Below are 17,645 nucleotides of genomic sequence, written 5' to 3' on the forward strand. Positions count from 1 at the left end.
GGCGGGCGCGCCCTCGTCGCTGTCGATGGCGAGCGCGCTGTCGGGGTGAAAGCCTCGTCGCTGTCTCCGAGAAAGCTGGACCCCGGCAGTGCGCGCCTCGGTCCGTCCGACGCGCCGATGTGCTGGGTCGGCCGTCTCGTCGAGCGCCGTGGGCGGTCCGGTTGCAGAGCGCGTCATGGGCCGCGGGCAGTCGTCGGGCAATCGAGGCCGAGGCCGCGGCAGTCGACGGTTCGTCGCGCGCGTCGGCAGTCGTCGGCGCGCTCCGGTCGATCGATGGTCGGCGGGATGCGTCTCGCAGTCGCGGCGTTCGGAGAGCGCGCTCGGTCGCGAAGATCGCTCGATTTCTCTGGGGGCGTTTCGCATCGAGAGCCCGATGCGTCGGTTTGCCCCCTCGGTTTTATGCGGCTCCCTAAGCCTGGCCGACCGTGCCCGCAACGGCGGCCCCCGACTTTTTTCCGCCGATGCCGGGGCAGTTCATTTTTTGACCGGCGCAAGCGCCGGATCTCTTTCCTTCGCCCCGGACATCTTTGCATCGCGAAGCAAAAAAGTCGGCGTCTCGCCGTCCTCCGCTTTGCTACGGCCCGCGCCGCCGCCCGATGGGCGCCGGACGCGGGTGCAGGCCCGCTCTCTAGGCCAGGCTTTCAGGGATCGCACCGAGGGGAACAAACCGGCATCGGGCCGGCGAAACCCCCGGCCCAGATAATCAGGATCACGATCATGACTAAGCGTCCCCAAACGTCCGTTGCGAAACGCAATAAGCCCGCTCGCCCCCAGATCTCCCTCGAGAGCGCGCGCCTCCTCTGCCCCGACGACGCGATCGCGACGAACGTCGCCGCAGCCTTCGCCCTCTCCGTGCCCGACTTCTCCGGCATTCGCGAGGCCCACGACACGCTGCTCCGCAAGACCTGGACCGCCTTCGACGAAGCGCTCAACGAGACCGCCACCAAGATGCATTTTCAGCGCGTCGTCGGAACCTACGTCGCTTCCGCCCAGGGAGCCGGACGCTTCTACTCCGAGAAGCTGACGGAGGCCCGGTCCCTCACCAGCAAGCTCGCCAACGACCCCCGCGACGAGGATCGCGACGCCCCCGCCGGCTTCGAGTCCAAGGCCCAGCGCGCTCGCCAGTTCGCCGCCGATCTCGCCATGCAGGCCTACGCCCTCCTCGCCGCCGCCGAGGGAGCCGTCGAAGCCTATCTCGCAATCACCGGCGAGGATTGGAAGCCCTACGTCGCCCACAGCGAGGCCGAAAGCGTCGAGCGCAAGTCCGCCGCCGCCGAAATGGGCGCCTTCGGCTGAGCAAGAGCGGCGGGGATCGAAAGGTCCCCGCCGCCCGCATCCGCGAGCTCGAAAGGGGCGACGCGAAATCCTAAACGAACCGCTCTGAGCGCTGGGACCTCCCGGTCCCAGCGCTCAGAGCTCGCCCTCTTGCCCAGCTCCACCCCTTCTTCTATCTCAACTCCTATGATAGGATTTCCCTATGAGCGCCTCAGCCATTCTCAAACTCCAGGCCTCCGGCTTCTCCGTCGACCAGGTTTCGGCCCTCGCCGAATTGATCGACACCCAAGCCGCGACAAAAGTCGATGTCGAGGCCGCAAAACACGACCTCGAGCTTAAAATCGCCGACGTCAAAACCTCCCTGCAGGCCGATAGCGCCGACACCAAAGCCGACGTCCGCGTCCTCAAATGGATGATGGGTTTCCTGCTCGCCTTCCAGCTCCTCATCGTCGGGAAGCTCTTCATCCACTGATCCCCTTGGGCGAATTCCGATAAATCGGAACCGCGCTCTACTCGCGCCGAAGGCGGCGCTCGCCGAGCCGTCGCGAGCGACGTCTCGGCCTTCGGCGACGATCGCTTTCGCGCGCGCCGGCCGTCACCGCGAATAATCACCGCATTCCAAGAGCCTGACGACGTTTTTCCTCAGCGCGCTCCCGCGCGCGGATGCGTTTCCGCGCATGCCTCCGCATGCCCTTTTCAGAGCGAAGCTGCGCTTCCCTCATAAAGACGAAATCTCTTTCCCGGCCGACGCCGGGACTCCGCCCGGCCTCGGCCGTTTCTCTGGCGCACCCAGCGTCGCCGTCAAGAACGCTCGCCATGCTCGCCGCCGCTCAGGGCGCCATCGACGCCTACCTCGAAATCACCGGCGAGGATTGGAAGCCCTATGTCGCGCGGCGCGAAAGCGAGACTGTCGAGCGCAAGTCCGCCGCCGCCGAAATGGGCGCCTTCGGCTGACGTCGCCGGGCGGGGGGCGAAAGCGCCCCGCCTCCCTCTTTCGCGATCTCGATGGAGAACGACATGTTCGACTTCACCAAGCTCCGCCGCCCGAACGCCGCCGAGCAGCGCGAGCAGGAACAGCGCCGCCGCGCCGACGCCATCGCCGCCGACCACACAAGTCGCCTGCTGCGATCCCGCGACGCCCTCCGCCTCACCCTCACCGATCACCCGGACGCCCGCTTCACCATCGCCGGCGACCGCGCCGTCCATCTCTATGGCGACCAGCCGAACGGCCGCGAGGCCCGCGCCGTCTGGTACGCCCCCGACCATATGAGCCGAGACCAATTCGACGCGATCGTCGCCCGATACGCGATCGGCGCAACGCTCGACTTGCGTGGTTATTGGAAACCGTTCACTGGCAAATTGGGAACGAGCTTCACCTTCGTCGCCCAATTCGTGAAAGCCGCCGATCGCGCCGAACCAGCCGAGCGAAAATCGCCAGACGCCGAAATCGCCGCCTTCGATCCTTGACGTAAAACGTGCGGGAGCCTCGAGGCTTCCGCATTTCACTGACCTATCCAGCCGACAAGTAGAGCGACCCATGCAGCTCACCGCGGAAACCGCAAAAGCCTATGTCGCGCGCGTCATGGCGTCATCCGACAGCTGCGTGCGCCTCGGGATCGACGACGAAGTCGCCTCGCTCGAAGGAGGAGCCGTCTTGAAAGAGACCGGCCGCGCCTTCTACGGCGACGGGACGTCCTCCGGCTTCGATTGGGATGTCTGGCGCCTCGAGGACGACGAACTCTATGGCGAATGGTAGCTCGCCCCTCGCCTCGCCACCACGAAAGTCATCGCTATGCCTCCCGCCCGCCGGCCCATCGCCCGCCCGATCAACCAGGCCGCCCGCGCCCTGCGCCGTCGCGCCGCCAACGCCGGCGCCGAGCTCGCTCTCGACGCTCGGCCCAAAATCGTCGCGCCGAAAAAAGGCAAGGCCTCCTATCGCCGCGTCAAACAGAAGCCTCCCGATCCCGAATGACTGAGCGCCCCTCGGCGCTTCGGATTCGCCACTCTGACAGGAGACTCGCGAATGAACGCCTTCGATTCCCGACGTGCCGCCACCGCGGCAGCCGCGCGCGACCAAATCCGAGAGAGCGCCCCTTCGGGGAGCGTCCGCCTCGGCAACAAGCGCAAGGGAGCCGCCGCCAAGCCGCGCCCCGGCGAATCCGTCGTCGATATCGACAGATGCAATCCGATCCTCGGCAATCCCTTCATTCTCCAAAATCATCGCGACGACGCCCGCCGCGCCGAAGTCATCGCGCTCTACAAAAAGAAATACGACGCCGACCTCGCGCGCGGCGGGCCGATGTCCGCCGCGACTGAACAACTCGCCGAGCGCGTGCGCGCCGGCGAGCGCCTCATCCTCATGTGCTGGTGTCACGGCGCTCCGTTCGACAAGCCGTGCCACGGCGATCTCATCAAGGCGCAAATCGAGAGAATCCTCGCCTTCACATGCGATTGAACCGCGCCGGCGCAGCGGCCGGCCCGAAAAAGAGGAAAGGGGCAGACGTGCGCCGCGCATCTGCCCCTCGTCCGTGTCAGACACGCCGGCTCGGCCTCAGCCCGAAAACGGCCACCACGTCAGCCAGCGACGCTTCAGCTCGTCCGGCAAATCTCGCCACTCCCGCGGAGCCAGCGTCTCCAGCTTGCACACCCAGTCGCCCGTCGGCTGCCCCTGTATCGCCACCCGCATCGGCGTCTTCGCGCAACGCGCCAGTGATTGCAGCGCCGGCTCATCCTGCAACACGCGAATCTGATAGCCGGACCAAAAGCTCACACACAGCAGCGCCACCGCCGCAGCGCTCATCTTCATCGCGAAAATGCGCGTGCGCCGACGAGAGATATTGTCCTCCGCCAACACCAGCCATCGCTGCGATTCGCTCACCAGATTCTTCACCAAGTCCTTGCAGACATTGGTGACGATCGTCTCCTGAACAACTTCCGCCTGCCGGATCGTCAGGGTCGCCAGCCTATTCGCCTCACGCAAGCGCGCGATCTCTGCATCCGTCGCGCTCTGCGCGCCACGAACGATTTCCCGCATTTCGGCCACCGATCCCGCAACGAGCGACCCGAGCGCCCGCAGCGCCGCCAGGAACACCGCTATGAACCGACCCTCCGGATGGTTCGTCCGAACGCCCCAGCCGTGAGCCGCCTGCTCGACCTCGCGGATCGCGCCTTCGAGCGGCTCCGTGATCGTCGCCGCCTCGGACGCTTGCGCGCCGCTCGGTCGATTGCTGTGATCCAACATGATCATGCCTCCTTCGCCGCGGGCGTCCACGCGAGCGGAATCCCGCCCAACGCCTCGGGTAGCTCCTCCTCCAAGAAAATCTCGGTCCGAGCCCGATCGAACAGCGACAGCAGCTCCTCGTCGCCCTCGAACCTCCCATCCGCTGCGTCGCGGAACGAGATCCCCAGATCCATGATCGCCGACATGCACGGAAGCGCCGGCATGGTGATCACCACCGCGCCCCTGGAAACCGCGTCACGAACGACGCTATCCGTCATGATTTCCGCAAACGACTGATCGACCGACTGACCCGACTGCACGAGGCCCCCGTTCAAAACGATGAGAGTCGCCTCGGGCATGAACACATCCGCCGCCGCCATGTGGCGCAGATAATCGAGATCGGCCTTCTCCGGCCCGACGACATGCACCGCCACCGGCCGAATGCCCATGCGTTTCAGCAATCGAACGAGACGCGTCTCCTGAGCCAGCTTCAGCACCGTCGAATCCCCGCCGGGAAAGTCGATCAAGGCGTGAAATCGCGTCCGACTCTGATCCTGTATCCGATCCTCCAGCCAGCGCTTTCGGTCCTCGAAGGTGCTCCCGGGGCGCGGTTCGAGCGCATCCATATGAAAACGCGACAGGCTGTGCGTCTCGTTTTGCTGGTCCGCGTTCCAGACCTGCAATTGCCCGCCGGCCGACCGATAGTATTGAATGAGCGTCGTCGCCGTCGCCGTCTTCCCGACCCGACCCCGGCCCAGCATCATGATCAGCACCGGAAGCGCGGCGCCCTCGCCCGCCTTGGGCGCGCCGACGACTGCGGTTCCCGTGTCTTCGATTTGGTTTTCGACCTTCGCCATCGTGATAATCTCCGCTTCTCGACCGCCGCCGTCTCGGCCGGGCCGACGCCGCAAACGTCGGCCGACCCTGCGCGAATATGAATTCGAATTTTTTTGTCCCTTCGTCATGGTCGCCTCGCCGTTTCGAACTCGACCAGAATCACTTCGTCCTCGAGGACGAGCAGTCCCTGCGCTACGCCCGTCCACTTGTCCGCTCGGCGCGCCTGCATCCCACTCCACGCCATTGTCAGCTCGATCGCGTGCGGCGTCAGACGCCCGTCCTCCCCGATCTCGCTCATGTGTGTGCGAATGTCCGCCTCGGCCGCGACACGTTGCTGCACCGCCCGCTGCGGCTCGATCGGATGTCGCACTAGCCCCTCGCGAACGCCCGGCGCCCCCGCTTTCGGCAGGGTGAGCGCCCGCCCGCCCCCGGCGCTGCTCGCGACCGAGCTCGCCGCGCCATTCGTCGCGACCAACGGCCGCAAATCCGCCGGCTGCCGTGACGGGTAGCTCTTTCGCACCTCGGCGACCGCTCCCCGCGCCGCCTCGCTCGCTCTCGTCGCTTCGTCGCGCCGCTGCTTTTCGCGCCGCGCCCGGAACCAGGTCTTTCGAGCGTTCGCCTCCGACACCGGCTTGCCAGTCGTGTCGCCCATTCCCATCGCCGCGAATTCCGCGCACAAACTCCGCCAGTCCATCCGTGTTCCGCTCGACGCCTCAGCGATCCGATCGTGGTTTTCGAGCATCCACCAGAACAGCGCCGATCGATTCGCCGGCCGGGCGATCAGCCCGAGAACCCGTTCCGTCTTCTTCTGCATCGCGCTTTGACCTCCGCGGCTTGCAAATTTGCTCTTGACGGGTCACCGTGAGTCGCGTTTGCGCGAATGAGAAGCCGCTCGGCGCGCGCTCCCGCGCCCCATAGCGGCCCGCTTCTTGCTGACGCCCCCGCCGAGCGGGACGCTTCCGCGACGCCTCCGAGACAGACCCGGGACACCAGCGGGACAGCAAAAATCTCCGGGAATGGACCATTGCACCGTTGGTGCCGGACGCCCCTTCGGGGCGCTCAGAGCCGAACCGGCGAACATCACACGCAACGCGCGCTGACGCGCGGGAAAATACGCAAAAGTTGAATTTGAAGAGGCCGCCGGCGTGGAATTCGGCGCGCGCGGCGCGGTCCGATAATTTTTTTTGGCGCGAATTTCCCGCCGGCGCGGCGCTTCATATTCGCGCACACCACCCGCAAGCTGATTCTCGTGGCGCCCTGGCGCAGAGCGGCTGTTTGGAAAACAGCCGATATTTCAAATGCGGAGTTGAAGATGTCAGATCATCAAAACCATGAAGCCGGCGGTTCGGCGCAGAACCTGCCGATCGAAAGTCTCGTCTCCATCACGGATGGCGCCGTCCTCGCGGACAGTCGCCAAGTCGCGGATGTGTTCGGCAAAAGGCATGATCATGTCTTGCGCGATATCGATGATCTTCTCCATTCCCCAAAATTGGGGGATGTGCAGAAACAATGGTTTAAGGAGAATTCGCTCGCTCACCCGACCGTGCCGGGTCGCGCTATTCGCTCCTTCGCGATGACCCGCGACGGCTTCGCGCTTCTCGCCTTCGGCTTCACGGGAGATGAAGCGTTGGAGTGGAAAATTAAATACATCGACGCGTTCAGCGCCATGGAGACCGAGCTTAGTCTCCAGCGCGCGGTCGGTTCCGAGGAGCCCCTGTCCGCTTCGGTGGAACTCCTCGAGCACTGCCGCCGACGCTACAAGGATATCTTCTCCGGCGACTTCATCAGCCCGGACTATCTGCTCAAAATCCTGTTCGTCGGAAATATCCCCTACACCGGCAACAAGCGCTTCCCGCTGCTCGCGAAAGAATCCTGCGAGGCGCTCGGGATCGGCAATAAGGACGCCGCCCTCGGGCGTCTTCCCGCGCTGGCCAAAGGGTTCGTCACCGTCGATTTCGGCGGTGGACCCACCGAGCGCGAAGCAATCACGGAGGCGGCTCTCTACGCGCTCGCGTTCGATCGTCGCCAGCTCAACACTGCTTGGCCCGCCGGCCCCGGCGGTCTCTTTCCCTACGACATCGCTGAGCGAAGCGACGCAGTCGCCCTCTCCTATCAGATCAAGACGCTCGAGAGCTACTTCCGGTCCTTCCGAGAGTCGGTCTCGCCGGGAGCGGGGCTCGATGAAATACCGGCGTTCCACAATTTCGAACGGGTGATCTCGAGCGCCGCCCAAGCCGCGGACCAGCAGCTCACCGTCGGCTTGCCGCGCCGGGGACATTGATCTTTCGATAAAAAATCGGGTCACGAAAGGGCGAGCGGATCTCCCCAGCTTTCCAGCTTCTCGGCGCGCGGGTCATCGCCCGTCGAGGAGACATCCGCGCTCCAAAATCGCTGATGCGCTCTCGACCCTGGCGGCTGCGTCGACTTATCTCGACGCAGCCGTCGCGGCGAGGCGGCTGTAGAGATTTCGATCAGCAAAAATCCCGGCCTTTCACTCGTATCGAGCCCCGGCTGCGGAGCTGGTCGCCCCGGCCATGCGGAAGAGGAAACGCCGCTTCTCGGCTGCCCACGCTGGCGAGATCGGCCGAGAGGTCCGTGATGCGCTGCGCGACCAGATGAACGACGTCGCCCTCGCGCTGGACGCGGCCGTGCGCCGCCATCATGCCGGCCGACAGGATGGCGCGCCGGTTCGCCTCGAGCAGCTTCGCCCAGATCACGAGATTGGCGATGCCAGTCTCGTCCTCCAAGGTGACGAACATGACCCCCTTGGCGCTGCCCGGACGCTGGCGGACGAGGACGATGCCAGCGGCTTCCAGCCAGCGGCCGTCCCGCGCCGCCATGGCCTCGGCGCAGGTGACGATGCGCCGGCGCCGGAGATCCTCGCGGAGGAAGCTGAGCGGGTGCGCTCTCAATGTCAGCCCGACATGGCCGTAGTCCTCGACGACCTCGCCGCCAGCTGTCATCGGCCGCAATGTCGCCGCCGGCTCGTTCACCTCGGGCACGAATTCCGCCTCCCGCGCGGAGGCGGCGGCGAAGAGAGGAAGCGGCTCGTCCCGCAGCGCCTTGATCGCCCACAGGGCTTCGCGGCGGGCGAGCCCCAGGGCCGGACGGAAGGCGTCGGCTTCGGCGAGATGGACGAGAGCCGCGGATGGGACGCCGGCGCGCCGCCAGAGATCGTCGACCGAGGCGAAGGGCCGGTCGGCGCGTGCGACGACGACGGCGCCGCCATGGGCGTTGGCGAGACCCTTGACCATGCGCAGGCCGAGGCGCACCGCGAAGCGGCTGTCGTCCTCGGTCGGCTCCAGCGCGCAATCCCAGCGCGAGGCGTTGACGCAGACCGGCCGCACATCGACTCCATGCGCGACCGCGTCCCTGACGATCTGGGCCGGCGCATAAAAGCCCATGGGCTGAGCGTTCAGCAACGCCGCGCAGAACACATCCGGATGCCAGCATTTCAGCCAGGCGCTGGCATAGGCGATGAGCGCGAAAGAGGCCGCATGCGATTCTGGAAAGCCGTAAGAGCCGAAGCCTTCGAGCTGACGGAAGGTCTGCTCGGCGAAGTCGCGCTCATAGCCGCGGTCGACCATTCCTTCGATCAGCTTCTGCTTGAATCCGGAGACGCCGCCGGTGAATTTGAACGTGGCCATGGATTTGCGCAGCATGTCGGCTTCGCCGGGCGTAAAGCCGGCGCATTCGATCGCCACGCGCATGGCCTGTTCCTGAAAGAGCGGGACGCCCAAGGTCTTGCCGAGCACTTTTTCGAGCTCCGGCTTCGGGAAGACGACGGGCTCCAGCCCTTCCCGGCGGCGCAGGTAAGGGTGGACCATGTCACCCTGGATCGGTCCCGGCCGGACGATCGCGACCTGCACGACGAGATCGTAGAAGGTCCGCGGCTTCAGCCGCGGCAACATCGACATTTGCGCGCGGGATTCGATCTGAAAGGTTCCGAGCGTGTCGGCGCACCGGATCATCGCATAGGTCCGCGGGTCCTCAGCCGGGATGGCGGCGAGATCGAGTTGGATTCCCTTATGATCCGCGAGCATGTCGAGGCCGCGCTTCATGCAGCTCAGCATCCCTAGAGCCAGCACGTCGACCTTCATGAACTTCAAGGCGTCGATGTCGTCCTTGTCCCATTCGATCGCTTGCCGCATGTCCATCGCGGCCGGCTCGATCGGGACCAGCTCGTCGAGCCTGTCCTGGGTGAGCACGAATCCGCCGGGATGCTGCGACAGATGTCGGGGCGTCCCCATGAGCTGACGCGCAAGTTCGAGCGCCAGGCGCAAGCGCCGGTCGCCGAGGGCGCCGACGTGTACGTCCTCGGCGCCCTCCGATCGTTCCCAGACATGACTCGACAGCGTCTCGACAATATCCTGAGTGAGGCCGAGCGCCTTGCCGACATCGCGCATCGCGCCCTTGGCGCGATAGCGGATGACAGTCGAGCAAAGCGCCGCGCGGTCGCGGCCATAGGTGTCGAACACCCACTGCATGACGATCTCGCGCCGTTCGTGCTCGAAATCGACATCGATGTCCGGCGGCTCGCGGCGCTCCTCGCTGACGAACCTCTCGAACAGGAGGTCGTTGCGGCCGGGATCGATCGAGGTGACGCCGAGCACGTAGCAGACGGCGGAATTGGCGGCCGACCCGCGACCCTGGCAGAGAATGTCGCGGGAGCGGGCGAAACGGACGATGCTGTTCACTGTGAGGAAATATGGCGCATATCGAAGCTTCTCGATCAGGCCCAGCTCGTGCAGCAGGGACGCCCGGACGCTCTCAGGCACGCCTTCGGGATAGCGCGTTTCCGCGCCTTCCCAGACGAGCTTCTCCAGCGTCTCCTGCGGGGTGAGCGTCGCATCGTCGCGCTCTTCCGGATATTGGTAGGAAAGCTCTCTGAGGTCGAAACGGCAGCGCGCCGCGATCTCGATCGTGCGCGCGACCGCCTCGGGATTGCGCGGGAACAGCCGGCGCATTTCCTCGGGCGGCTTCATGTAGCGGTCGCCGTGCTCGCGCCGATCGCCCAGCTCGTCGATGGTGACGCCGTGGCGAATGCAGGTCACGACGTCCTGCAGCATGCGCCGGTCGGGCGCGTGATAGAGCACGTCATTGGTGACGACGCTCGGCACGCGCATCCGCGTGGCCATGGTCGACAGCTCGTGGATGCGAAGCTGGTCGTTTGGGCGCCGACGAAGCGTCAATGCGAGATAGGCGCGGTCGCCGAAGGCGTCGCGCAGCCGACGTAATCGCAGGCCGCAGGTCTCATCGGCCTCGTCGGGAACGAGGATGACGATCAGGCCATCGCCATAGGCGACGAGATCGGCCCATTCGAGGACGCATTTCGCCTTGCCGCCGCGCTTCTTGCCGAGTGACAGAAGCCGGCAGAGCCGGCCATAGGCGGCGCGGTCGGTCGGATAGACCAGCACCGACACGCCGTCGATGAGATCGAGGCGACAGCCGACGATCAGCCGCACGCCTGTCGCCTTGGCGGCCTCGAATGCGCGCACGACGCCGGCCAGCGAGTTGCGGTCGACCACGGCGACCGCTTCGACGCCCTGAAGCGCCGCCTGGGCGAAAAGCTCATCGCAGGATGACGCGCCGCGCAGAAACGAAAAATGCGATGTGACCTGCAGCTCGGCGTAGCGGAATGGGCCGCTCATCCGAATACTCCGTGCAGGAACCAGCGCTGCGAGCCGCTATTGGGGTCCTCGCCGTCCCCGGAACGGAAGATCCAATAGCGTTCGCCGGCGTCGTCCTCGACGCGGAAATAGTCACGCACGGCGGTCAGCTCTGCATCGCGCCGCCACCACTCGCCGCGGATACGCTCGGGCCCGTCGGCCCGGCGGACGCGCCGCCTCACGCCGCGCCAGGTGAAGGCCACCGGCGGATGATCCGGCAGGGCGGCCAGTGTCTCGATCGGTTCCGGCGACGGCAACAGCCGCGATGGCCGAGGCCAGCGCCCCTGCCATGTCGCGCCTGTGTCCGGCGCCATGGGCGGAATTCGGCGCACCGAGCGTTCGGGCGTCTCGGTGGCGACCGGCGCAGCTCGATAGAGGCTACGCTCGCCGACGCGGTTGACGAGCGTGTCGACGAGATCGGACACGTCCGGCGCTTCGTCATCGACCATCGCGGTCAGGGTCTGCTTTTCCGCGAGCGGCTCGGCCAGCGTCGCGGCGAGGCTGATGGTTTCGATGCCGAAGCCTGGCTCGATCGTGTCGATCTTGTCGGTCAGCAGCCGCGTGAGGCGCTTCACGTCGCGCACCGGCATGGCGACCCCGACACGGACCGCCTGCAGGCGATCGTCGACCCGGTGACAAATGAGGTCGAGACGTTTGGCCCCCAGCCCCTCGGCCTCCAGTCCGGCGCAGAGCTGGACGACCAGCTCGCCGATATGGCGGGCGATGGTCTCGGCCGCGCCGATTGGCTCGGCGAAATTGCGCTTCACCTCGATGAGCTCGTCGGGGCGGATCGGCTCGATCGGCTCGCTGAGAATTCCGAGGGCCTGATCGATGCGGCGGCCGAGCTGCGGCCCGAAGCGCAGAGTGAGCGGCGCGCGCGGCTGCGCGAGGAGATCGCCGATCCGCTCGAAGCCGAGAACATGGAGCGCCGCGACCATGTCGGCAGGCAGACGAAGCGCGGCGAGCGGGAGGCCCGTCAGGACGGAACCGCCATGTCCGAGCGGCGCGATCAGCACGGGCCGCGCGGCGTAGCGCGCCAAGGCGTGCGCCGCGCCCCAGCTGTCGGCGATCGCCGCACGCGCGCGCACGCCGGACGATGAAAGCCGGTCGATCAGGCCGGCGAGCATGGCTTCCTCGCCGCCGTGGAGATGATCGGAGCCGGTGGAGTCGATCACGATGCCATCCGGGGGGGCGGCCGCGACGATCGGCGCGTAGCGTCGGAGCGCCCACAGCGCGAGACGGTCGAGCCCTCGGGCGTCGGCCGCGGCGTCGTGATCTCGAACGACGAGTCCCTGCACGAGAATCCGCGCCTTGGCGGCCGGCATTCCGACGCGCGCGCCGGCGGCCACGGCCGCCGCATCCGCAGCCCGCACCACCTGCCTCCTCCCGTCGTGACCGATCAGGACGAGCGGCGTCTCAGCCGGCGGCGCCGCGTCGCCCGCCTGCCGTCGAAGCCGGTCTGTGGGCCAGCTCGGCAAGAACAGCGAGACGACCCGACTCATCACACGCCTCCACTTCGAAATCCGCGCTTTCACCGGCGCGGACGCGGATCAGCTCCAGGAGCCAACGGTGACGGCCGACGCCGGGGACCGGCAGAGCCGCCGAGGGCAAGACCGAGACGCGCCATCTGGTCGCCGCGGCAGTCGGCTGACCGAAGTCGACGGCTTCGGATTGCCGGCGCCAGCGCCGCAACGCGAGACCGATCGAGCCGCTTCCCTCGGCGCAGAGCTGGAGACGCCGGGACGCGGTCATGTCGAGACGCTCAACTTCTCCGACGACCGCGCCGAGACCGCCGTGCCGCAAGCCTTCCTCGACACATGCGAGCACGGTCTTGTCGTTGCCGGCCTCGACATAGATCACGCGATCGGGCGCCAAGCCCGCTTGCGCCAGCGCCGGGGCGAAGAGGTCGGATCGGGTGATGACCCAGAGAACCTTCCCTTTCGTGCGGGTCGCGATCCCGGCGGCGAAGAGCGCTGCGGCCGCGCCGTCCACGGCGCCGTTTCCGCCGCCGGCGATCTCATGGAGCGCACCGAGAGGGAGACCGCCGCCCGGAAGACGCGCGTCGATGTCGGCGATTCCGAACGGAAGGACCGATTTGACGCGCCGGGCTCGGCCTTCGATCTTCTCGATCTGCGCGCGCAACGACTCTATGGCGGGCTCGTGCCGCAATCGCCTTCTCGACCTCTGGATGTGGGCTCATTGTCATGTTCCCTAAATGTTCTCCCCTTCGAGGTCGGGAGTCAAGAGGATGGGCTTGCGGATATTTCTTTGCTCGGCCGGACGCGAACGCGAGAGTGTAGCGTGACCTCGTCGTTCGTGAACGGGAAAGAGTAACCGGGACCAGTCTTGCGAGCGGGCGACGACCGACGCCCGATAGGTTAGGATGCGCCATGACGATCAAGATCTACATCGACGGCGACGCGTGCCCCGTGAAAGATGAAACTTACAAAGTTGCCTCTCGCTATGGCTTGCAAACTTTCGTCGTATCCAACAGCTTTATGCAAATCCCGCGATCACCGCTGATCGCCAGGATCATCGTCGACGCCGGAGCCGACGCGGCCGACGATTGGATCACAGAGCAGGTCGTTGCTGGAGATGTCGTCGTCACGGCCGATATTCCTCTGGCCGGACGGGTGTTGGCGAAGAACGCGCATGCTATCGCGCCCTATGGTCGCGCCTTCACACAGGACTCGATCGGTCTGGCCCTCGCGCAGCGCTCGCTGATGGAGCATATCCGCTCGACGGGCGAAATCACCGGTGGCCCACCGCCATTTTCTTCAGCCAACCGGTCGCAGTTCCTTCATGCGTTGGACCAAGCCATTACCCGAGAGCAAAGACGGCGGCTATGAGCCGATCGGCGCTTTGCGCTCCGGCTGCTCGGCGATATCTGGTGACGAGGCGGCGCCTACTTTTGACCCGAAGCTGTCATTCGCGGAAGCAATCCGACCTCGGATCAAAGGACACTCGATTTTCCGTCGTATCTTTTGCGCAACCCAACCCGATGAAATTCGAGTCGTGAAGGCTCGGTTCCGCGCATCGGACGACGACGGTCTATTGCTCCTCACAATCGCACGGGGCTTTAGCAAGATTGCGGCGCCGTCAGTCACTGCTTTGTGTCCTCGACGAATTTGAGTTCGATCAGCGTATCGTCCGGCCAGGAGTCATCGTGGAGTGGCGGTGAAAAGCTGGTGCGGTCTTGTCGGATGCGCTCCTGCGCCAGTGCCTCCCGCCTCTGACCTGAAACAAGCCAGACTTCGGCGATCGGACGCGGCTCCCGAAAGATGACTTTGATCAACCAGCTTCGGCAGGGCGTGCCAATTCCCTCGGCCAAGAGCCGCGTCGGGAGTGGAATCGACCCGTCGTCGCGCTCTATTGCCCAGCGCATTTCGCATATCGCCCGGAAGTCACCGAGGCGCCGAGTGTTCGGGGGAAGTCCGGGCGTGCGCACAAAAGGCTTTAGCGCGAAGGCGCCATCGGGTCGGTTGAGCAGGATACGAGCGTCGAGGCTTTCGCGGGCGTCGATTCGCGGTGCGGTGAAAACGCCGTTCTTGTCGATCGCGATTTCGATGTCCCGATTGGCCGCGGTGAGAACCAGAGTCAGCTCTTTCAAATTCGTATCCGGCTGCTGTGGCTGGAGGATGAATCTCGGCGTCGCCCTGGGGGCCAGATGGCTGTGGCCAGCGAACGCCTCTAGGCTTTAATGATCGCCTGATAGGAAATTGCCTCGGAGCGCTCGCCAGCGCCCACGATCACATCGGGAAGCTCGACTTCCACGGCTTGTGCTTTTATCGCCTGCTTTGCCAAGGCTAGTTCCGTGAAAGCGAGCAGGGAGAGAAGCGCGCAGGTGAGCAGAAATTGTTTTCGCAAAAGAGCCTCCTCAAATCGGACATTCAAAGGAGAATGTCGGCGATCGCGTCTATTGTTTGGCGACCGCCGGCGCCAATCGCGCGATTTCTCGAAATTCGCGAAATTCGCGAGCGTGCCGCCTGGGTTTCGTATACGGAGCAGAAAATGCCTTCGTCATCATCCCGGCACGGAAGGTCTGCTCCTGGCGCCAGTTCCCCCTTCCCGACGGCGAACGAGGAACTGTGACCCTAAGGAGACGTTCTCGTCATGAGCCGCTGATTTTACGGAAGCAGGCACTCTATTTCACTTTTGCACGCTCCTGCGCGGCCCCGGAACGCCCTTGACACGGCCACTTATCGCTTTACGATATCGATATTCGATATCGGTTTCCGTCTTAGGCTCCGCCGAATGGACGACAAGTATCTCTATGCAGGTCTGATACGGCTCCATGTTCTGCATCACGCCGTGAAAGAGCCGATTTACGGCCTCGCCATGATCGAGGAGCTGGAAAGGCATGGCTACAAAATCAGCGCCGGTACGCTCTACCCGATCCTGCACGGGCTCGAAGGCAAAGGCTATCTGATCTCGACCGAAGAACGGAGCGGCAGCACGGCGCGCCGCGTCTATCGAGCAACGCCCGCCGGAGCGGCCGCGCTCGCGGTAGCAAAACTCAAGGTACGGGAACTCTTCGGCGAGCTGTTTGAAGAAGATGAGCCTTCTGAAAACACCAATCATAAAAGGAAACGCCCATGACTGAATTCGACAACGCTCGCCGCCGTCTTGTCGTCGCCGCCGGCGCTGGCCTCCTGCTGGCCGGAGCCGACTCCAAAATCGTCAAAGCAGCCGGAAAGCCCGAACCGGGCGAGAAAAAAGAGGAGAAGGAAGTTGGCGCGGTCGAAGACTTGATGCGCGAGCACGGCGTCATCCGCCGCGCGATCCTCGTCTATCGCATCACGGCCTCGAAACTGCGCGCCGAGCCGAGCAAATTCGATCCCGAGTTGCTCCGCCGCACGGCGACGATGTTTCGAACGTTCGGCGAAGACTATCACGAGAAAAAACTCGAAGAGACGCATATTTTCCCGACAATCAAAAAGGCGGGCGGCCCGGCGGCGGCCTACGTGGATATTCTCGTTGCGCAGCACAAGCGGGGACGAGAGCTGACGGATCACATCCTCGGAGTCGTCGGCAAGGGTGCCGTAGGAGCCAGCGACGCCGGCGCTCTGGCGCAGGTCTTGGACAGCGTCGAGCTGATGTATGAACACCATGCAGCCCGTGAGGACACGATCGTTTTTCCCGCATGGAAGGACGCGCTCTCCGCCCATCAGCTCGACGAAATGGGCGAGCTGTTCGAGGAAATCGAGCATCAGCAATTCGGCAAGGACGGCTTCGAGGACGCGGTCGCGCAGATTGCGCACATCGAGGAAGCGCTCGGGATCGGCGATATAGCGCAGTTTACTCCGCCGTCTCTGCCGAAAGGGTGAGGCCCAATGTGCGCCGGCATTGCCGCGACGCATTCGACGGAGCGTGGCTCGTTTCTGGAAGTGCTTGGAATATTCTTGCGCCTCGGCGTGACGAGCTTCGGTGGACCGATCGCCCATCTCGGCTATTTCCGCACGGAGTTCGTCGAGCGCCGCAAGTGGCTCGACGAAGCCGCCTACACCGACATTATCGCGCTCTGCCAATTCTTGCCCGGCCCCGCGAGCAGTCAGGCCGGGATCATCCTCGGCATGTTGCGGGCCGGCTTCGTAGGTGGGCTGGCCGCATGGGTCGGCTTTACGATGCCTTCGGCGCTCGCGCTGATCGCCTTCGCCTATGGAGTCGGTCGCCTCGGCGATCTATCCCATGTCGCTTGGCTGCTCGGCCTGAAAATCGTGGCTGTCGCAGTCGTCGCACAGGCAGTCTGGGGCATGGCGAGAAACCTCTGTCCAGATCGGGAGCGGGCGACGATTGCCGTGGCTGCGGCGCTGCTCACCTTGGCGGTTCCGTCCGCCAGCGGACAAATCGGAGCCATTGTCGCGGGCGGCGTGATTGGCTGGCTTTTCCTCTCGAGCGGGGCCGACGGGGCCGCAACGCCGCTTGCCATTCCTGTCGGTCGCGGGGTAGCGATTACTTCCCTTACTCTTTTCTTCGCGTTGTTGTTTGGGCTTCCAGTGCTGGCAGAGGCGACGGCCGATCATACGGTCGAGCTCATGAGCAGCTTCTATCGCTCCGGCTCCCTTGTTTTCGGCGGAGGGCACGTCGTGCTGCCGCTCCTGCAGCAGGCCGTCGTGCCGCGCGGCTGGATCGATAATGACGCCTTCCTTGCCGGCTATGGCGCGGCGCAGGCTGTTCCCGGCCCGCTTTTTACGTTCGCGGCCTATCTCGGAGTGGCGATGAAGGCGGCGCCGAACGGCTGGACGGGCGGTCTCATCTGCCTCGCGGCGATTTACTTGCCGTCCTACCTTCTCCTTCTCGGCGCTTTGCCCTTTTGGGACGCTTTGCGTCACCGCTCGGGCGTGCGAACGGCGCTCAGGGGCGTCAATGCGACGGTCGTCGGGATTCTTCTGGGCGCGCTCTACACGCCGGTTTGGACAAGCGCGATTTTCGCGCCCGCAGATTTCGGGCTCGGCGTTCTCGCCTTCCTGCTGCTGGTCTTCTGGCGGACACCGCCTTGGCTGGTCGTCGTTCTCGGCGCGCTCGGCGCAACGGCGGTCACGACACACGCATAAGGCCCGTCACGGACCTTCGCGCGAAGGTCCGGAAATGGCGCCACCTCGCCGTTTCGGAACGGCGAGCGGGGAATTGTGACCCAATGGAGA

The 17,645-nt window shown here is 65.0% G+C and carries 21 protein-coding genes; 12 read left to right on the forward strand and 9 right to left on the reverse strand.

Annotated elements, in window-relative coordinates:
- Positions 1-717 precede the first annotated feature (717 nt).
- The 7 genes from KP010_RS06360 (at position 718) to KP010_RS06390 (ending at position 3,730) form a co-directional block, all read left to right on the forward strand.
- Positions 718-1,296 (forward strand): hypothetical protein, encoded by a 579-nt coding sequence (locus tag KP010_RS06360; RefSeq protein ID WP_216280612.1) that lies wholly within the window; start codon positions 718-720, stop codon positions 1,294-1,296.
- A gap of 181 nt (positions 1,297-1,477) precedes the next feature.
- Complete coding sequence (locus tag KP010_RS06365; protein WP_161915344.1) at positions 1,478-1,747, forward strand: hypothetical protein; 270 nt, start codon at positions 1,478-1,480, stop codon at positions 1,745-1,747.
- Positions 1,748-2,091: 344 nt separating this feature from the next.
- The gene (locus KP010_RS06370; protein ID WP_161915343.1) at positions 2,092-2,229 is read left to right on the forward strand and encodes a hypothetical protein; all 138 of its coding nucleotides are present in this window, start codon (positions 2,092-2,094) and stop codon (positions 2,227-2,229) included.
- A 63-nt stretch (positions 2,230-2,292) separates the two neighbouring features.
- Positions 2,293-2,742 (forward strand): hypothetical protein, encoded by a 450-nt coding sequence (locus KP010_RS06375; protein ID WP_216280613.1) that lies wholly within the window; start codon positions 2,293-2,295, stop codon positions 2,740-2,742.
- A gap of 70 nt (positions 2,743-2,812) precedes the next feature.
- Positions 2,813-3,031: a hypothetical protein gene (locus tag KP010_RS06380; RefSeq protein ID WP_216280614.1), complete on the forward strand. Its 219-nt coding sequence runs from the start codon at positions 2,813-2,815 to the stop codon at positions 3,029-3,031.
- Positions 3,032-3,067: 36 nt separating this feature from the next.
- Complete coding sequence (locus tag KP010_RS06385) at positions 3,068-3,247, forward strand: hypothetical protein (protein WP_216280615.1); 180 nt, start codon at positions 3,068-3,070, stop codon at positions 3,245-3,247.
- A 51-nt stretch (positions 3,248-3,298) separates the two neighbouring features.
- Positions 3,299-3,730, forward strand: coding sequence for a DUF4326 domain-containing protein (locus tag KP010_RS06390; RefSeq protein ID WP_216280616.1), 432 nt, complete (start codon positions 3,299-3,301; stop codon positions 3,728-3,730).
- A 96-nt stretch (positions 3,731-3,826) separates the two neighbouring features.
- Here the strand turns inward: KP010_RS06390 and KP010_RS06395 are convergent, their stop codons facing one another.
- The 4 genes from KP010_RS06395 to KP010_RS23235 form a co-directional block, all read right to left on the reverse strand.
- Entirely contained in the window at positions 3,827-4,522 is a 696-nt protein-coding gene (locus KP010_RS06395) for a hypothetical protein (protein ID WP_216280617.1), read from the reverse strand.
- The gene (locus tag KP010_RS06400) at positions 4,519-5,352 is read right to left on the reverse strand and encodes a hypothetical protein (RefSeq protein ID WP_216280618.1); all 834 of its coding nucleotides are present in this window, start codon (positions 5,350-5,352) and stop codon (positions 4,519-4,521) included. The genes KP010_RS06395 and KP010_RS06400 overlap by 4 nt, the downstream gene beginning before the upstream one ends.
- Before the next feature lie 104 nt (positions 5,353-5,456).
- Positions 5,457-6,146, reverse strand: a complete 690-nt coding sequence (locus KP010_RS06405) for a hypothetical protein (RefSeq protein WP_216280619.1) — start codon at positions 6,144-6,146, stop codon at positions 5,457-5,459.
- A 501-nt stretch (positions 6,147-6,647) separates the two neighbouring features.
- Positions 6,648-6,812, reverse strand: coding sequence for a hypothetical protein (locus tag KP010_RS23235; protein WP_371824246.1), 165 nt, complete (start codon positions 6,810-6,812; stop codon positions 6,648-6,650).
- Between KP010_RS23235 and KP010_RS06410 the strand changes: the two genes are divergently transcribed.
- Positions 6,759-7,613, forward strand: a complete 855-nt coding sequence (locus tag KP010_RS06410; protein WP_371824229.1) for a Rha family transcriptional regulator — start codon at positions 6,759-6,761, stop codon at positions 7,611-7,613. The genes KP010_RS23235 and KP010_RS06410 overlap by 54 nt on opposite strands.
- Positions 7,614-7,803: 190 nt before the next feature.
- Here KP010_RS06410 and KP010_RS06415 read toward each other — a convergent pair whose 3' ends face one another.
- Genes KP010_RS06415 through KP010_RS06425 form a run of 3 tightly spaced genes read right to left on the reverse strand, consistent with a single transcriptional unit; the run spans position 7,804 to position 13,170 of the window.
- Positions 7,804-10,983, reverse strand: a complete 3,180-nt coding sequence (locus KP010_RS06415) for an error-prone DNA polymerase (protein ID WP_216280621.1) — start codon at positions 10,981-10,983, stop codon at positions 7,804-7,806.
- Positions 10,980-12,503: a DNA polymerase Y family protein gene (locus tag KP010_RS06420; protein ID WP_216280622.1), complete on the reverse strand. Its 1,524-nt coding sequence runs from the start codon at positions 12,501-12,503 to the stop codon at positions 10,980-10,982. The genes KP010_RS06415 and KP010_RS06420 overlap by 4 nt, the downstream gene beginning before the upstream one ends.
- On the reverse strand, positions 12,418-13,170 hold the full coding sequence (locus tag KP010_RS06425) for an ImuA family protein (protein ID WP_216280623.1): 753 nt from the start codon (positions 13,168-13,170) through the stop codon (positions 12,418-12,420). Before KP010_RS06425 ends, KP010_RS06420 begins: the two co-directional genes overlap by 86 nt.
- Positions 13,171-13,391: 221 nt before the next feature.
- Between KP010_RS06425 and KP010_RS06430 the strand changes: the two genes are divergently transcribed.
- Positions 13,392-13,850, forward strand: a complete 459-nt coding sequence (locus tag KP010_RS06430) for a YaiI/YqxD family protein (RefSeq protein WP_216280624.1) — start codon at positions 13,392-13,394, stop codon at positions 13,848-13,850.
- A gap of 254 nt (positions 13,851-14,104) precedes the next feature.
- Here KP010_RS06430 and KP010_RS06435 read toward each other — a convergent pair whose 3' ends face one another.
- Together KP010_RS06435 and KP010_RS06440 are read right to left on the reverse strand one after the other, a co-directional pair.
- Positions 14,105-14,611, reverse strand: coding sequence for a hypothetical protein (locus KP010_RS06435; protein ID WP_216280625.1), 507 nt, complete (start codon positions 14,609-14,611; stop codon positions 14,105-14,107).
- Between the two features lie 80 nt (positions 14,612-14,691).
- On the reverse strand, positions 14,692-14,868 hold the full coding sequence (locus tag KP010_RS06440; RefSeq protein WP_216280626.1) for a hypothetical protein: 177 nt from the start codon (positions 14,866-14,868) through the stop codon (positions 14,692-14,694).
- A gap of 387 nt (positions 14,869-15,255) precedes the next feature.
- On the opposite strand from KP010_RS06440, the gene KP010_RS06445 reads away from it, so the two are divergent.
- From KP010_RS06445 to chrA, 3 genes are all read left to right on the forward strand, one after another.
- A complete protein-coding gene (locus KP010_RS06445) occupies positions 15,256-15,600 on the forward strand; it encodes a PadR family transcriptional regulator (protein WP_216280627.1) in 345 nt (114 codons plus the stop codon).
- 152 nt (positions 15,601-15,752) lie between these two features.
- Positions 15,753-16,328 carry a hemerythrin domain-containing protein gene (locus KP010_RS23240; RefSeq protein ID WP_371824230.1) on the forward strand — a complete coding sequence of 192 codons (576 nt, stop codon included), beginning with the start codon at positions 15,753-15,755 and terminating at the stop codon, positions 16,326-16,328.
- 6 nt (positions 16,329-16,334) lie between these two features.
- Positions 16,335-17,555, forward strand: a complete 1,221-nt coding sequence (gene chrA, locus KP010_RS06455) for a chromate efflux transporter (protein ID WP_216280629.1) — start codon at positions 16,335-16,337, stop codon at positions 17,553-17,555.
- Positions 17,556-17,645 lie beyond the last annotated feature (90 nt).

It is taken from the genome of Methylosinus sp. KRF6 (assembly GCF_018887255.1).
Classification (GTDB): Bacteria; Pseudomonadota; Alphaproteobacteria; order Rhizobiales; family Beijerinckiaceae; genus Methylosinus; species Methylosinus sporium.